General features: G+C 69.1%; 14 protein-coding genes. 4 read left to right on the forward strand and 10 right to left on the reverse strand.

Translation table 11 applies throughout. The annotated features are described in order from the left end of the window. Positions 1–6 precede the first annotated feature (6 nt). Positions 7–1,830 carry an ABCB family ABC transporter ATP-binding protein/permease gene (locus E1B00_RS00660; protein WP_139444746.1) on the reverse strand — a complete coding sequence of 608 codons (1,824 nt, stop codon included), beginning with the start codon at positions 1,828–1,830 and terminating at the stop codon, positions 7–9. Between the two features lie 87 nt (positions 1,831–1,917). Between E1B00_RS00660 and E1B00_RS00665 the strand changes: the two genes are divergently transcribed. Continuing rightward, positions 1,918–3,180: a multidrug effflux MFS transporter gene (locus E1B00_RS00665; protein ID WP_176693079.1), complete on the forward strand. Its 1,263-nt coding sequence runs from the start codon at positions 1,918–1,920 to the stop codon at positions 3,178–3,180. 11 nt (positions 3,181–3,191) lie between these two features. Here the strand turns inward: E1B00_RS00665 and E1B00_RS00670 are convergent, their stop codons facing one another. The 9 genes from E1B00_RS00670 to E1B00_RS00710 all read right to left on the reverse strand — a co-directional run bounded on the left by E1B00_RS00670 (position 3,192) and on the right by E1B00_RS00710 (position 11,044). Continuing rightward, positions 3,192–3,644 carry a hypothetical protein gene (locus E1B00_RS00670; RefSeq protein ID WP_139444747.1) on the reverse strand — a complete coding sequence of 151 codons (453 nt, stop codon included), beginning with the start codon at positions 3,642–3,644 and terminating at the stop codon, positions 3,192–3,194. Continuing rightward, positions 3,641–4,714, reverse strand: coding sequence for an aromatic ring-hydroxylating oxygenase subunit alpha (locus E1B00_RS00675; RefSeq protein ID WP_139444748.1), 1,074 nt, complete (start codon positions 4,712–4,714; stop codon positions 3,641–3,643). The genes E1B00_RS00670 and E1B00_RS00675 overlap by 4 nt, the downstream gene beginning before the upstream one ends. Before the next feature lie 95 nt (positions 4,715–4,809). Then, the gene (locus E1B00_RS00680; protein WP_139444749.1) at positions 4,810–5,262 is read right to left on the reverse strand and encodes a GNAT family N-acetyltransferase; all 453 of its coding nucleotides are present in this window, start codon (positions 5,260–5,262) and stop codon (positions 4,810–4,812) included. Positions 5,263–5,342: 80 nt separating this feature from the next. Further along, positions 5,343–7,280, reverse strand: coding sequence for a M2 family metallopeptidase (locus tag E1B00_RS00685; RefSeq protein ID WP_139444750.1), 1,938 nt, complete (start codon positions 7,278–7,280; stop codon positions 5,343–5,345). Positions 7,281–8,008: 728 nt separating this feature from the next. After that, positions 8,009–8,539, reverse strand: coding sequence for a hypothetical protein (locus tag E1B00_RS00690; protein ID WP_246048442.1), 531 nt, complete (start codon positions 8,537–8,539; stop codon positions 8,009–8,011). A 5-nt stretch (positions 8,540–8,544) separates the two neighbouring features. Next, positions 8,545–8,814: a cell division topological specificity factor MinE gene (gene minE / locus E1B00_RS00695; RefSeq protein WP_139444751.1), complete on the reverse strand. Its 270-nt coding sequence runs from the start codon at positions 8,812–8,814 to the stop codon at positions 8,545–8,547. Between the two features lie 3 nt (positions 8,815–8,817). Further along, complete coding sequence (minD, locus tag E1B00_RS00700; RefSeq protein WP_139444752.1) at positions 8,818–9,627, reverse strand: septum site-determining protein MinD; 810 nt, start codon at positions 9,625–9,627, stop codon at positions 8,818–8,820. A gap of 48 nt (positions 9,628–9,675) precedes the next feature. Beyond that, positions 9,676–10,443, reverse strand: a complete 768-nt coding sequence (gene minC / locus E1B00_RS00705; protein ID WP_139444753.1) for a septum site-determining protein MinC — start codon at positions 10,441–10,443, stop codon at positions 9,676–9,678. A gap of 4 nt (positions 10,444–10,447) precedes the next feature. Beyond that, complete coding sequence (locus tag E1B00_RS00710; RefSeq protein ID WP_139444754.1) at positions 10,448–11,044, reverse strand: GNAT family N-acetyltransferase; 597 nt, start codon at positions 11,042–11,044, stop codon at positions 10,448–10,450. 152 nt (positions 11,045–11,196) lie between these two features. On the opposite strand from E1B00_RS00710, the gene E1B00_RS00715 reads away from it, so the two are divergent. The 3 genes from E1B00_RS00715 (at position 11,197) to E1B00_RS00725 (ending at position 14,442) form a co-directional block, all read left to right on the forward strand. Next, entirely contained in the window at positions 11,197–12,372 is a 1,176-nt protein-coding gene (locus E1B00_RS00715; RefSeq protein ID WP_139444755.1) for a sensor histidine kinase, read from the forward strand. Beyond that, entirely contained in the window at positions 12,369–13,010 is a 642-nt protein-coding gene (locus E1B00_RS00720) for a response regulator (RefSeq protein ID WP_139444756.1), read from the forward strand. The genes E1B00_RS00715 and E1B00_RS00720 overlap by 4 nt, the downstream gene beginning before the upstream one ends. Positions 13,011–13,155: 145 nt before the next feature. Next, complete coding sequence (locus tag E1B00_RS00725) at positions 13,156–14,442, forward strand: SRPBCC family protein (RefSeq protein ID WP_139444757.1); 1,287 nt, start codon at positions 13,156–13,158, stop codon at positions 14,440–14,442. Positions 14,443–14,507 lie beyond the last annotated feature (65 nt).

Consider the following 14,507-nt stretch of genomic DNA (forward strand, 5'->3'; position numbering starts at 1 on the left):
GGCGCGTCAGTCGCCCGCGGCGGCCGGCGACGCGGCGGGCGCCAGGGCTTCCTGCTGCTGCAGGCGCCACATCCGGGCGTAGTGGCCGTCCTTCGCCAGCAGGGTGGCGTGGCTGCCGCGCTCGAGCACGCGGCCCTGGTCGAGCACCAGGATCTCGTCGGCGTCCATGACCGTGGACAGGCGGTGGGCGATGACCAGGGTGGTGCGGCCGACGGCGATGCGGTCGAGTTCGTCCTGGATGGCCTGTTCGCTGGCCGAATCCAGCGCCGAGGTGGCCTCGTCGAAGATCAGCACGGCCGGGTTCTTCAGCAGGGCGCGGGCGATGGCCACGCGCTGCTTCTCGCCGCCGCTGAGCTTGAGCCCGCGCTCGCCGACCTCGCTGTCGTAGCCGTCGGGCAGGGTGAGGATGAAGTCGTGGATGTGGGCGGAACGCGCGGCGGCCTCGACCTCGGCGTCGCTGGCGTCGGGGCGGCCGTAGCGGATGTTGTAGCGGATCGAGTCGTTGAACAGCACGGTGTCCTGCGGGACGATGCCGATCGCCGCGCGCACGCTGTTCTGCTGCAGCTCGCGCAGGTCCTGGCCGTCGATGCGGATGGCGCCGGACTGGATTTCGTAGAAGCGGTAGAGCAGGCGCGAGAGCGTGGACTTGCCGCTGCCCGAATGCCCGACCACGGCCAGCGTGCCGCCGGGCGGGATCGAGAAGCTGACGCCGTGCAGGATCTCGCGGCGGCTGTCGTAGCCGAAGCGCACGTCCTCGAATTCCACCCTCGGCTGGTGCGTGACCAGGGCGCGGGCATCGGGGCGGTCGCGCACCTCCTGGGCTTCGTCGAGCAGGCCGAACAGCCGTTCGATGTTGGTGATTGCCTGTTTCACCTCGCGGTAGACCATGCCCAGGAAGTTCAGCGGCGCCGACAGCTGCAGCAGGTAGGCGTTCACCAGCACCAGGTCGCCGATGGTCATGGTGCCGGCGGCGACGCCGGCGGCGGCCCGCCACATCAGTGCGGTGATGCCCAACGCGATGATCGCGCTCTGGCCCAGGTTGAGCACGGCCAGCGACTTGAGGCTCTTCACCGAGGCGTTCTCCATCTCCTGCAGGTGCTCGTCGTAGCGGCGGGCCTCGTGCTCCTCGTTGTTGAAGTACTTCACCGTCTCGTAGTTGAGCAGCGAATCCACGCCGCGGGCGCTGGCCCGGGTGTCGGCCTCGACCGCGGCGCGGTAGAAGGTGGTGCGCCATTCGGTGACGCGGAAGGTCCAGGCCACGTAGACGGCGATGGTGCCCAGGGTGATCACCGCGAAACCCCAGTCGTAGGCCCAGACCAGCACGGCCGTGACCAGCGCGATCTCGAGCAGGGTCGGCAGGATGGTGTAGATGGTCCAGTCGAGCAGGTCGGAGATGGCGGTTCCGCCGCGTTCGACGTCGCGCGCCACGCCGCCGGTGCGGCGGTTGAGGTGGAAACGCAGGCTCAGCGCATGCAGATGGCGGAATACGCGCAACATCACGGTGCGCGAGCTGCGCGCCATCACCCGCGCGAACACGATCGTGCGCAGCTCGGTGAACAGCGTCACCGACAGCCGCGCCGCGCCGTAGGCCAGCAGCAGGCCGACCGGCAGCACCAGCAGCGAGGGTTCGACATCAAGCCCGTCCACCAGCCGCTTGAGCACCAGCGGCACGCCCAGGTTGGCGAACTTCGCCAGCACCAGGCAGGCCATCGCCAGCACGATGCGGCCAAGGTAGGGGCGCAGGAAGGGCAGCAGTTCGCGCAGCACCTCGCCGAGGCGGCGTTCGCGGACCGGCGGGGCTTCGGGCGTGGGGGCGGCGGGTTCGGTCATGTCTGGCAGAGGGTAGCGTTGCACCGGGGTTCAACCGCGGCGGCGGCCGGGCTTGTATGCTGGCACGGTTTTCCGCGCCGGGCTGCCATGATCTCCCACCTGCAAATCTCCCGCGCCCGGCTGGCCTTCATCCTGGGCGGCCTGGCCATGTTCGGGCCGTTCTCGATCGACACCGTGTTCCCGGCCTTCCTGGTGATGGCGCGGGACCTGGGCGTGGGCAAGGTGGCGATGCAGCAGACGATCAGCGTGTACCTGATCGGCTACGCGGCGATGTCGCTGTTCCATGGACCGATCTCGGACGCGATCGGTCGCAAGAAGGTGCTGCTGGCGGGCATCGTCGTGTTCACCCTGGCCTCGGTCGGCGCGGCCCTGGCCAACGACATGACCACGATGCTGGTCTACCGCGGGCTGCAGGGCCTGTCGGCGGGCGTGGGCCTGATCGTCGGCCGCGCCGTGGTGCGCGACTGCCTGCAGGGCGACGACGCGCAGCGGCTGATGAGCCAGATATCGATGATCTTCGGCATCGCCCCGGCGATCGCGCCGGTGATCGGCGGCTGGATCCTGGGCTTCTCCGAGTGGCACGGCATCTTCTGGTTCCTGGCGGCCTTCGGCTTGCTGCTGCTGGGCCTGACCGCCTGGGGCCTGCCGGAGAGCCATCCGGTCGAGAACCGCGTGCCGCTGCACGCCAGGACCCTGATCACCGACTACGTCCACATGCTTTCGAACCGGAAGTTCCGGCTGCTGGCGCTGGCGGGCACCTTCAACTTCGGCGCGCTGTTCCTGTACATCGCCTCGGCGCCGGCGTTCGTGATGGACCTGCTGGGCCTGGGCGAGCAGGACTTCGTCTGGTTCTTCGCACCGACCATCGGCGGCATGATGCTGGGTGCCTTCGTCAGCGGCCGCGCCGCCGGCCGCATCACCGGGCGACGGCTGGTGGAGTGGGGTTTCCTGTGCTGCGGCATCGCCGCGGCCTACAACATCGCCTACAACGCGCTCACCGAAACGCCGAGCCTGCCCTGGGCGGTGCTGCCCACCGCGCTGGGTGCCTTCGGCATCGCCTTGGTGTTTCCGATCGTGACCCTGGCGATCCTGGACATGTACCCGCGCCACCGCGGCGGCGCGTCGTCGATGCAGGCCTTCGTCGGCCTGCTGTCGAACGCGGCCATCGCCGGCCTGCTCTCGCCCCTGGTCAGCAACAACGGCCTGCACCTGGCGCTGGCGGCCTCGGCGTTCACCGTCGTCGCGTACGGGCTGTGGCGCTGGTACGTCTCGCACAGCGACCGCTATCCGGACCCGATCCCCGATCCGGACCGCAACATCGCCCGCCACGAGCCGACGCAGGAGCTCTGAAGGCGGCGCGGTCAGCCCGGGCGCGGCGCGCGGCCGGGCAGGGTGGCCAGGCCGATCGCGTGCAGCGCGCCGATGGCCAGGCAGATCGCCGAACTCCAGAACCAGAACCTGTCGCTGTTGTCGGGGAAATACGGCTCCAGCACCGGCCGCGCGAAGCCGCGCAGCAGGTAGACCGCGGTGATCGCGACCAGGATCGTGCGCCGCAGCGGCAGCGCCCGGATCACGCCGGCCACCGACAGCGCGTAGGCCGACCAGACCAGCAGCATGCCGGCGATGACCACGGTGATCGTCGGCGGATACCAATGGCCGGCCGCGGCCAGTTCGGCCATGCGCGGTCCGGCCCCCATCGTCAAGTAGGCGGCCGGGCCGATGGCGATGCAGGCCAGGTGCGCGACGGCGGCCAGCGCCGATGCCGCGGCGCCGGCGAGCAGCCAGGGATTGCCGCGCGCGGCGGCCGGCGTCAAGGCGTCGCCCGGTAGGCGGCGCGCAGCAGCTCGTGGTAATGGAATACCGCGTTCTCGCGCAGCGGGTTCAGACGGCCCGGCACATACGAGCCCGAGCCCAGGCCGCGCTGCACGTGCTCGCAGATCTCGATGTCCTCGTCCTGCACCTGGTGCGCGAAGTCGTGGTCGGCCTGTTTGCGGGCCTCGGCCTCGGCGCTGTCGTCGGCCCGGTAGTAGTAGTCGAACTCGACGACGCAGCGGTCCGGGCCCAGCGGCAGCACACGGTTGGTCTGCAGCCGGCCCGGCAGCAGGTTCAGCATCGTGTTCGGGTAGATGAAGTAGTAGAGCGCGTCGCCGTCGCCGTACAGCGCCGGGTCGCTTTCCAGCGGGCTGTACTGGTACGAGAACCAGTCGCCGCACTCGGTGACGTACTGCCGGTAGTCCAGCAGGCTGTTGAGGCCCGGATGGATGTGCGGTACGTGGTAACCCTCGAGGTAGTTGTCGCAGTACACCTTCCAGTTGCAGGCGACCTCGTAGCGGAAACGCTTGTGGAAGACGAAGTCCTTCGGCGACAGCGCGCGCAGCGGATCGTCGAGGCCCTTGCTGAACTCGGCGAAGGACACCGCACCGTCGCCGGCGACGAAGACCAGGCCCTGCCAGACGTCCACGCGCAGTTCCGGCAGCCGGATCTCCGAGGGCACGAAGTCCTCGGCGGTCTGCATCTCCGGTGCGCTGCGCAGCACGCCCTCGAGCGTGTAGGTCCAGCCGTGGTACTTGCAGCGCAGCACCTTGGCGGCCTTGCCGTCGCAGGTGGCGAGCGGGCCGGCGCGGTGGCGGCAGACATTGTGGTAGGCGCGCAGGCGGCCTTCGGTGTCGCGGATCACGACGATGGGCAGCCCCGCGATCTCGGTCACCACGTGGTCACCGGCATTGGCCAGCGCCGACACATGCCCGACCAGCTGCCAGCTGCGGGCGAACACCGCGTCGCGGTCGCGCTGGACCATGGCCTCGCCCAGGTAGAAGTCCGCGGCCAGGGCGACGGCATGGGAGAGCTGCTGCGGAGCGAGCGGGTCGGGCAGGCGCGGGTTCATGGGGCGGTACCGGAAGCGGGACCGCGGCAGTATTGCGCGCCCGCGACCGGGGCGGAAGAGGGGCCGTCCGCGGCCCCCCGCGGCGCCGCGAAAGGCTAGCGTCGCGGGTCCAGCGTGTAGACGCGGAACTGCTCGTCCAAGGTCCAGCCCAGGCTTTCGTAGAGCCGCTGGGCGGCCCGGTTGTCGTGCGCGGTCTGCAGGAACAGCTCGGTCGCGCCGGTGTCTTCGCCGAGCCGCCGGGCCGCCAGCATCAGCGCGCGCGCCACGCCGCCGCCGCGCGCTTCGGGTGCCACGAACAGGTCGTTGAGGATCCAGCTGCGCGCCTGGGACAGGCTGGCGAACGCCGGGTAGAGCTGCACGAAGCCGATCGCCTGTTCGCCCCGCCAGGCCAGGAAGACCACCGATTCCTCCCGCCGCAGCCGCTCGCCGAGGAAAGCCGCTACCTTCGCCTCGTCCACGGGTTTTCCGTAGAAGCGCAGGTAGCCGGCGAACAGCGGCAGCAGGGCGGGCAGGTCGGACTCGACGGCGCGGCGGACGGTCGGATTCATGGCGGCGATTCTGGCATCCAAACGAAGCGGCCGGCGAATCGCTTCGCCGGCCGCGGGTGGCTCAGGTCACGAGGCGGGGATCAGGACTTGGCCGCTTGCCAGCCGCAGGTTTTGCCTTCGTTCTGCTTGACCAGCCAGGCCTGCAGCGGCGCGAAGTATTCCAGCACCGCCGAGCCGTCCATCTGCTCGCCGCCGGTCAGCTCCTTGAGCGTCTGCTGCCAGGGCTGCGAAGCGCCGCGCTCCATCATCGCCCAGTAGCGCTTGCCGGCTTCCGGGTTGTTGGCGAAGTTGCAGGTGTACAGCGGGCCCTCGTGGCCGGCCGCGTCGCACAGCGACTTGTAGAACTGGAACTGCAGGATGTGCGACAGGAAATAGCGCGTGTACGGCGTATTGCCCGGCACGTGGTACTTGGCGCCGGCGTCGAAGAACTCCTCGCCGCGCGCGTCGGCCGGCGCTACGCCCTGGTACTTGGCCTTGAGGTCCCACCAGGCCTGGTTGTACTTGTCCGGCGCGATCGAGCCGTCGAACACGCCCCAGCGCCAGCGGTCGATCATCAGGCCGAAGGGCAGGAAGGACACCTTCGCCAGCGCCATGCGCATCTGCGAGTTGATCACCGCTTCCTCGCTGACCGCCGGCTTGTCGACCAGGCCGATCGAGGCCAGGTACTCCGGGGTCATCGACAGCACGATGGTGTCGCCGATGGCCTCGTGGAAGCCGTCGTGCGCGCCGTTCTGGAACATCGGCGGGTGCTGCTTGTAGGCCAGGTAGTAATAGATGTGGCCGAGCTCGTGGTAGATCGTGGTCAGCTCTTCCTCGTTGGGCTTGATGCACATCTTCATGCGCACTTCGCCCTCGGTGTTCATGGGCCAGGCGCTGGCGTGGCAGACCACGTCGCGGTCGCGCGGCTGCACCAGCATCGAGTCCGTGTAGAAACTCTCCGGCAGTGCCGGCATGCCCAGGCCGGTGTAGAAGCTCTCGGCCAGCTTGGTCATGCGCGTGGCCATCTCCAGGTCGGCCTGGCGCTCGATCTCGACCTGCTCGGAGGCGGTGAGCTTGCCCATGCCGCCGGCCTTGGACACCAGCTCGGCCAGGATCGCCTCGCGCTGCTTCTTCAGCGCGCCGGTGACGTCGAGGCTGCCGACGTTGTCGTAGGGCTGCAGCAGCGGCCAGAGGTTGCCCCAGTCCTGCTGCCAGAGGTTGCCGGTGAGGTGGGCCGGGATCATGCCGTTGACCGAACCCTGCTCGCCGTACTTCTCGACCAGCTTCTCGCGGGTGTAGCACTGCAGCTGTTCGTACAGCGGCTGCACCTGGCCCCAGAGGCGGTCGGCCTCGGCCTGGAAGTCGGCGGCCGGCATGTCGTAACCCGCGCGCCAGACCTCGCCGGTGTTGGCGAAGCCCATTTCCTTGGCGCCCTCGTTGGTCAGTTCGACGAAGCGCTGGTAGTCCTTGCGCATCGGCACCGAGATGGTGTGCCAGCCTTCCCAGGCGGCCTTCATCTCGTCGTAGCTCTTGCCCTGGGTGTCGGCGAGGATCTCGGACACCTGGCCGATGTCGCGGCACTCCTGGCCGTCCACGCACCACTTGCCGGCGCCGTAGGTCGCGCCCAGGCGGCTGGTGATCTCGGTCAGTTCCTTGAGCTTGGCCGGGTCGCGCGGGGCGGGCAGGGAGGCGCCGACCTTCATCAGGTGCAGGGCGCGCGCGGTGTCGGCGTTCAGGCCTTCGGTCGGGTAGGTCTTGGCCTGTTCGATGAAGGCGTTGTTGAGGGCGAGGTAGCGCTCGTTGGCGGCGGCTTCGACGCGCTGGCTGTCGGCGTTGATGTAGGTCGCGCCCAGCCAGGCGGCGGAGGTGATCTCCGGCGTCACTTCCTTGGCGGTCTTGTTGACGCGGGCGACGAACTCGTCGGCCGATTCCTTCGGGGCATCGGCGGCGGAATCGGTCTGGTCGGCGGGCTTGCAGGCGGACAGGGCCAGCAGACTGGCGGAGATGGCGAGCGCCAGCAGGGCGCGTTGGGATTTCACGGGAAAGGCTCCGGTTTCGGGTCGGGATCCGCTGCCAAACGCAGGGTGCGGGCAGGCTAGACCCCCCGCTTTCCCGGCGCAAGTGGCGGCCCGGGGCGGTTTTGCGCCGGGTCGCTTCTCTTGCCGGGCTCGTTCTTGGCGCCGGGCTCGTTCGTGGCGGTAGTCCGCCGTACGTGAGGGCTCTGGTGCCGGGTTCGTTCGTGGCGATAGTCCGCCGTACGTGAGGTCTCTTCCCGGGGACGCCGTGAATCCATCCCTGGAGGCTCTTCGAAAACGTCCATGTTTTCGAAGCCCCGGGAAGAGCCCTCACGCACGACGGCCTGCGGACCCACCGGGCCGGTCTATCGAATCTGAGAAGCTCGCATTGGCAAAGCTTCTGGCGTCTTTACCGTCGAGCGGCGGCTCGCTCGGCTCTTACCTAGAAGCCCCTTCAGTGCACGCTGCGAGCTTCCGTGCCTTTTGGGGGCACGCGCCTATCCCTTCGGCTTGCGAAGGTGAGACGTGGCGACGGCCTGCACACATAGGTACCCCTGAAGCGAAGGCAGGATGCCGTAGCGGCGCTGGACAGGAGTCCAAGTGTCGCGGAGGGCAGGATGCCCGTGAGCGACCCGCGAATCACTGGGCAGGACGCCGCTGTGATTGAGCGGGCAGGGGACCCTAGGTGTGCGGGACGGCGCACGCCGGATCAACCGAATACGAGCCCTAGACCTACTTGCGCAGCAAGCGCATCAGTAAGGAAGGAGGGCGCGGGCGGCGAGGAAGGCGCGGGCGTCGTCGGCGTCGGATTCGAACCAGGCGCGGGTGGAGCCGAGGCGGAAGGTGTAGCCCCAGGCGTCCATGTCGGCCATCAGGCGCTCGCGGCCGATGCCGGGCAGCTGGTCGGCGAGCAGGATCTGCAGATAGCAGGTGGCGTCTTCCTCGGGCACCGAATCGGTGGCGTCGGTGTGCACCGATGCACGACGTTCGGGCGGCATCACGATCAGATGGCAGGCCTCGTGCAGCAGCGAATGCACCGGCGTGTCGGCGCGCGCGTACACCGTGGTGCCGATCAGGCCGGCCTCGCGTTCGCCCCAGAAACTGCCCGGAATGGCCTCGCCGTCGCCGACCGGCACCAGCGTCAACCCGTGGCGCGCCAGCAGCGCCGCCGGCGCCGCGAAACCGATGTCGGCCAGTGTGGCGACCGAGGCTTCGCCGCCGGCGGCCCCGGAAACGGAAACGGCACCGGCAGGCGCCGGTGCCGTCGGGTGGTCGTGGTGCATCGCGATCAACCGTTCGCGGAGGCGGCCTTCTCGGGCAGCGCGACCGAGATGTCGAGCAGCTCGCTGTCGCCGTCCTTGTGCAGGTCCACCTTCACCGCGTCGGCGTCGACGTTGATGTACTTGCGGATCACTTCCAGCAGCTCCCGCTGCAGCAGCGGCAGGTAGTCGGGCGCGCCGCGCAGCGAACGCTCCTGCTGGATGAGGATCTGCAGCCGGCTCTTGGCGACGCTGGCGGTGTTCTTCTGGCGCTGGGTGAGGAAATCGAAGATGCCCATGGCTCAGCCCCCGAACATCTTGGAGAAGAAACCCTTCTTCTCGACCGTGGTGAACCGCATCGGGCGCTCTTCGCCCAGGATGCGCGCGACTGCATCGGTGTAGGCCTGGCCGGCCGGCGAGGTCTCGTCCAGGATCACCGGCACGCCGGCATTGGAGCTCTGCAGCACCTCCGGCGACTCCGGAATGACGCCGACCACGTCCAGGCCGAGGATCTCCTGCACGTCCTTGATCGAGAGCATTTCCTGCGCTTCCACCCGCTTGGGGTTGTAGCGCGTCAGCAGCAGGTGCTCCTTGACGCGTTCGCCGTTCTCGGCCTTGCGCGTCTTGGAGGCGAGCAGGCCGAGGATGCGGTCGGAGTCGCGCACCGAACTGACTTCCGGGTTCACCACCACGACGGCGCGGTCGGCGAAGTACATCGCCAGGAACGCACCCTTCTCGATGCCGGCCGGGGAGTCGCAGACGATGAAGTCGAAGCCGTCTTCGGCCAGCGCCTTGAGCACCTTCTCGACGCCTTCCTTGGTCAGCGAATCCTTGTCGCGGGTCTGCGACGCGGCCAGCACGAACAGGTTCTCGAAGCGCTTGTCCTTGATCAGGGCCTGCTTGAGGTTGGCCTCGTCGTTGACCACGTTGACGAAGTCGTACACCACGCGGCGCTCGCAGCCCATGATCAGGTCGAGGTTGCGCAGGCCGACGTCGAAGTCGATGACGGCGGTCTTCTTGCCGGCCTTGGCCAGGCCGCAGGCCAATGACGCGCTGGTGGTGGTCTTGCCGACGCCGCCCTTGCCCGAGGTCACCACGATGATTTCAGCCAATGTTCTTCTCCGTAACTTGATTCGCGCCTTGCCGGCGTCTGTGGGGGGTCAATCGAGTTGTTCGATCCGCAGCTTGTCATGCTCCAGCCAGATCTGCACGGCCTTGCCGAGCAGCTCCTTCGGGATTTCCTCGAGCACCTTGTAGTGGCCCGCGACGGCGACCAGCTCGGCGTGGAACTCGCGGCAGAAGATCCGCGCGGTGGCCAGGCCGCCGGCGCCGGCGAGGGCGCGGCCGCGCAGCGCGCCGTAGATGTGGATCGAGCCATCGGCGATCACCTCGGCGCCGGCGCCGACCGTCGCGCAAACGGTGAGGTCGCGGTCCTGGGCGTAGACCTGCTGGCCCGAGCGCACCGGGTGCACGTGCATCAGGCCGGGTTCGGTGCGCGCGGCGGGCGCGGCGGCGGGCGCCGGAACGGGCGCCGCTTCGGCCACGGCCTTGCGCGGGGCCGGGGCCGGGTCGGCCTCGCCCTCGCGCTCGTAGGAGGCGCGGAACTTGGCCAGCAGCGGCAGGCCGACGTCCTTCGAGAGCTCCTCGATGGCGCTGGTGCCGTAGGCCAGGGCCACCGGCAGCACGCCGGCGCCACGCAGCGCGTCCAGCAGGGCGCGCACCTCGGCGGCGTCCGGGCAGCGGCTCAGGCCGCCGAAATCCAGCACCACCGCCGCGCGGGCGAACAGCTTGGGCGCGCGCTGCACGCGTTCGGCCATCTCCGCCGCCAGCCGGGCGGCGTCTAGGGTGCGCACGCGCAGGTTGGCGATGCCGACCTGGCCGAACTTGAGTTCGCCGGCCTGTTCGTAGTCGATCGTCGTTGCCGCCATGGCCTCAGGTTCCCGTGGCGCGGCTGGGCGCGCGGCCGGGCAGGGCGCGGGCGCGCAGCCAGGGCTGGTCGGGCAGCTTGTCGCCGTAGGCCTGGGCGACGTAGGCGTGGCTGCACATCTCTTTCATCAGCATCGCCACGCGGATCTCGGTGCCGGCCATGACCTGCTGCCCGACCTCGCGGAAGCCGAAGCTGCCGTGGAAGAGCAGGGCCGGGTCGTTGCCGGACTGCAGGAAGACCTCGCAGCACAGCTGCGGCCAGCGCGGCTCGGCGAAGCTCTGCACGTCGGCGTAGAACGCCCGGCCGCGGCCGCCGCCGCGGCGCGGCCGGGCGATGACGATGCGGTCCACGTACAGGAAACGCTCGTAGCGCTCGCGGAACCACAGGAAATTCGGGCTGTCGTGCGGGGCGTCCTGGCTCAGGGCGACCAGGAAGCCGGTGATCAGGCCGTCCTGTTCGGCGACCCGGAAGTATTCGGCGTGTTCCCAGAAGAACCGGACCTTGGCCGCATCCATCGGGAGGATGGACGGCCCGGCCGCGTTGTTCAGGGCTAGAACGGAATCCAGCTCGTGCTCGCGCACGTCGCGGATGGTGATCGGCATTGTCTTTCGGACTCCGATGGCATGGGGGCCGCTGGGGCGGGAGACGCCGGCGGGCGATCGGGCCGGGATTATCGCACGGGTGCCGGGCCCTGGGGCGGCAGCCATTACTTTCGGGCGCCTTGCCCGGGCCCGGTCCGGCCTATGATGCGCGGATGCTGAACCGACTCTCCCACACCCAGCTGCTGCGCTACTCCGGCCTGTTCACCTGGGCCGTGGTCGGCATCCCGGTGGTGGCGCTGACCTGGTATTTCCCGGCCATCGAGGCCGCCGACGGCGGGCCGAACATCCTCAACCCGGGCCTGCTGCTGCTGATCCTGGCCTACGGCGCCTTCGGGCTGATCTACTGGCAGATGACCCGCGCCCTGGGCCTGCGCAAGCGCCGGCTGGGCGACATCGTGCTGCTGGCGGCGCTCACCGTCGCGGCCATCGTGGTGAGCTACCAGACCGGCAGCGGCGTCGGCGCCGTGCTGATGATGATCATCGCCGGCGTCATCCCCTGGCTGGTGCCGCTGAAGGTCGGCGTGCTCTGGCTGGTGCTGCAGCACGCGGCCCTGGTGCCGGTGTTCAGCAAGATGGAAGGCTTCACCCCGGGCTTCGCCGTGCTGCAGGCGATGACCTACGTGGGCTATTCGAGCTTCGCGATGGTGATCGGCCTGGTCGCGCGCCAGCAGGCCGAGGCCCGCGAGGAGCAGCGCCGCCTCAACGCCGAGCTGCGCGCCACCCGGGCCCTGCTGGCCGAAAGTTCCCGGATGAGCGAACGCGTGCGCATTTCCCGGGAATTGCACGACCTGCTGGGCCACCACCTGACCGCCCTGAGCCTGAACCTGGAAGTCGCGGGGCACCTGACCGAAGGCCGCGCCCAGGAACATGTGCGCCAGAGCCACACCCTGGCCAAGCTGCTGCTGACCGACGTGCGCGAGGCGGTGAGCGAGATGCGCGAGGACGGCGCGATCGACCTCAGCGGTGCCATCCGCACCCTGGTCGAGGGCGTGCCGGCGCTGGACATCCGCCTGGACCTGCCCGAGCCGCTGAACATCGACGACCCGGACCGCGCCCACGTGCTGCTGCGCTGCACCCAGGAAATCATCACCAACGCCGTGCGCCATGCCGGCGCCTCGACACTCTGGCTGTCGATCGCCCGCGACGGAAGCGAGGCCCGCATCCAGGCCCGCGACGACGGCCGCGGCGCCGACGACCCGGCCCCGGGCAACGGCCTGCGCGGCATCCGCGAACGCCTGGGCGCCTACGGCGGCCGGGTCGATATCATCACCGGGCGCGGGCAGGGCTTCGCGCTGGACATCCGACTTCCCCTGGAGAACTCCGTATGATCCGTGTCTGCCTGGTCGACGATCAGACCCTGGTGCGCCAGGGCGTCAAATCCCTGCTCGAACTGGCCGACGGCATCGAGGTGATCGCAGAGGCCGGCGATGGCCGCCAGGCGGTGGAGCTGATCCCGCAGATCAAGCCCGACGTGGTGCTGATGGACATGCGCATGCCGGTGATGTCCGGCCTTGAGGCGCTGCAGGCGCTCACCGCCAAGGGCCAGCTGCCGCCCACGATCATCCTCACCACCTTCGACGACGACCAGCTGGTGCTGGCCGGCATCCGCGCCGGCGCCCGCGGCTACCTGCTCAAGGACGTCTCGCTGGACCAGCTGGTCTCGGCCATCCAGACGGTGGCGGACGGCGGCTCGCTGGTGCAGCCGGCCGTCACCCAGCGCCTGCTCTCGGGCCTGGAAGGCCTGCAGAACGAATTCGTCAGCCTGGACCAGCCCGACCCGCTGACCGACCGCGAAACCGAGATCCTGCGCCTGATGGCCGGCGGCTTCTCCAACAAGGAGATCGCCAATTCGCTGGGCGTGGCCGAAGGCACGGTGAAGAACCACGTGTCGAACATCCTGTCCAAGCTGGGCGTGCGCGACCGCACCCGGGCCGTGCTCAAGGCCTTCGAGCTGAAACTGGTCTGACCGACGGCCGGAAAGCCCGTCGCGACGGGTATTCAGGACCGTGACGGCGGCCCCCTGCCGGGGGCCGTCCTGACCTGATATCCTCCTCCGTTCCTGCGGCCGGGCATCGTGAACCCGCCGGGGGCCGTTCCTGGAGAGCTTCCGAATGACCCGAGTTATCGAGTGGATTGTTTCCCTGCTGATCGTCATCGTGCTGTTCGTGATGATTGGCGTGTTCCTGCCGGCCAAGCGTTCGGTTTCGCACTCCGTCGAGACCAACCGGCCGATGTCGACCGTCACCGACCTGGTGGGCAGCTTCACCCGCTTCCGTGACTGGAATGCGCTGATCAACCACGACCCGCGCATGCAGCTGACCACGTCCGGTCCGGAGCAGGGCGTGGGCGCCAAGCTCGACTTCAGCTCGAACGACCCGGTCGTCGGTTCGGGCTCCTGGGAGCTGGTGGAGAACGAGCCGGGCGAGAAGATCGTCTATGCCCTGAACACCCCGGGCCGCGGCACCAACAAGCGCATGACCTTCACGTTCGAGCGGACCGGCCAGCGCAACCAGAACATCGAGATCACCCAGCGCTACACCGTCGACTACGGCTGGGACCTGATCGGCCGTTACGCCGGCCTGTACGTCACCGACGACGTCGGCGACGACATGAAGCGCGGCCTGAACAAGCTCAGCAACCTGCTGGCGACGATCCCGCGCTTCGACTACAGCAGCCATGAGCCGGGCTTCCAGTTCGTCGACCTGCCGGCGACCAATGCCCTGGTGGTCACGACGGCCGCCAAGCGCGCCAACGACGATATCGCCCTGGCCATGACCAACCAGCTCAAGTGGATCGAGCAGGTCATGGAGAAGAACAACCTCGAGCCGTCCGGCCCGATGCGCATCGTCACCAACGAGTTCAGCACCGACACCTACGGCTTCGACGTGGTGATGCCGATCCGCCGCAAGGGCACCGGTCCCGCGCCCGCCGAGGGCGAGGCCGACGAGGCCGCGGAAGGCGATGCCGGCGAAACCGCCGCCGAAGTCGCCCCGGTCGCCGCGCCGGTGGACCCGAACGCGCCGCTGGAAACCTTCGACGTCAAGCTCGAGGGCGCCGGCAACCCGGTGCTGTACGTGCAGCTGCCGGCCATCCGCGCCGCCAAGACCAGCTACGTCGGTCCGTCGCCGGGCCTGCCGCGCATCCGCGACCTGACCCGCGCCTGGGCCATGGTCCGCGGCAGCGAGACCACCGACCGCCCGTACGAGGACTACCTCGACCCGATCAAGGACATGCTGTCCGAAGAGGCCGAGTTCAACGTCTACTGGCCGGTCAAGGTCCCGGGCGTCGAGACCGTCGCACCGGTGCAGATCGCGCCGCCGCCGGCCCCCGAAGGCACGGCGCCGGCCACCGAGCCGGCCGCCGAAGGCGAGCCCGCGGCCGAGGCACCGGCCGCCTGATCAGGCAATACAGCAGGGCGGGCCAAGTGCCCGCCCTGTGCTTTTGGGGTCCGCCCCGCGTGTGG

Source organism: Arenimonas terrae (assembly GCF_006265115.1).
Taxonomy (GTDB): Bacteria; Pseudomonadota; Gammaproteobacteria; order Xanthomonadales; family Xanthomonadaceae; genus Arenimonas; species Arenimonas terrae.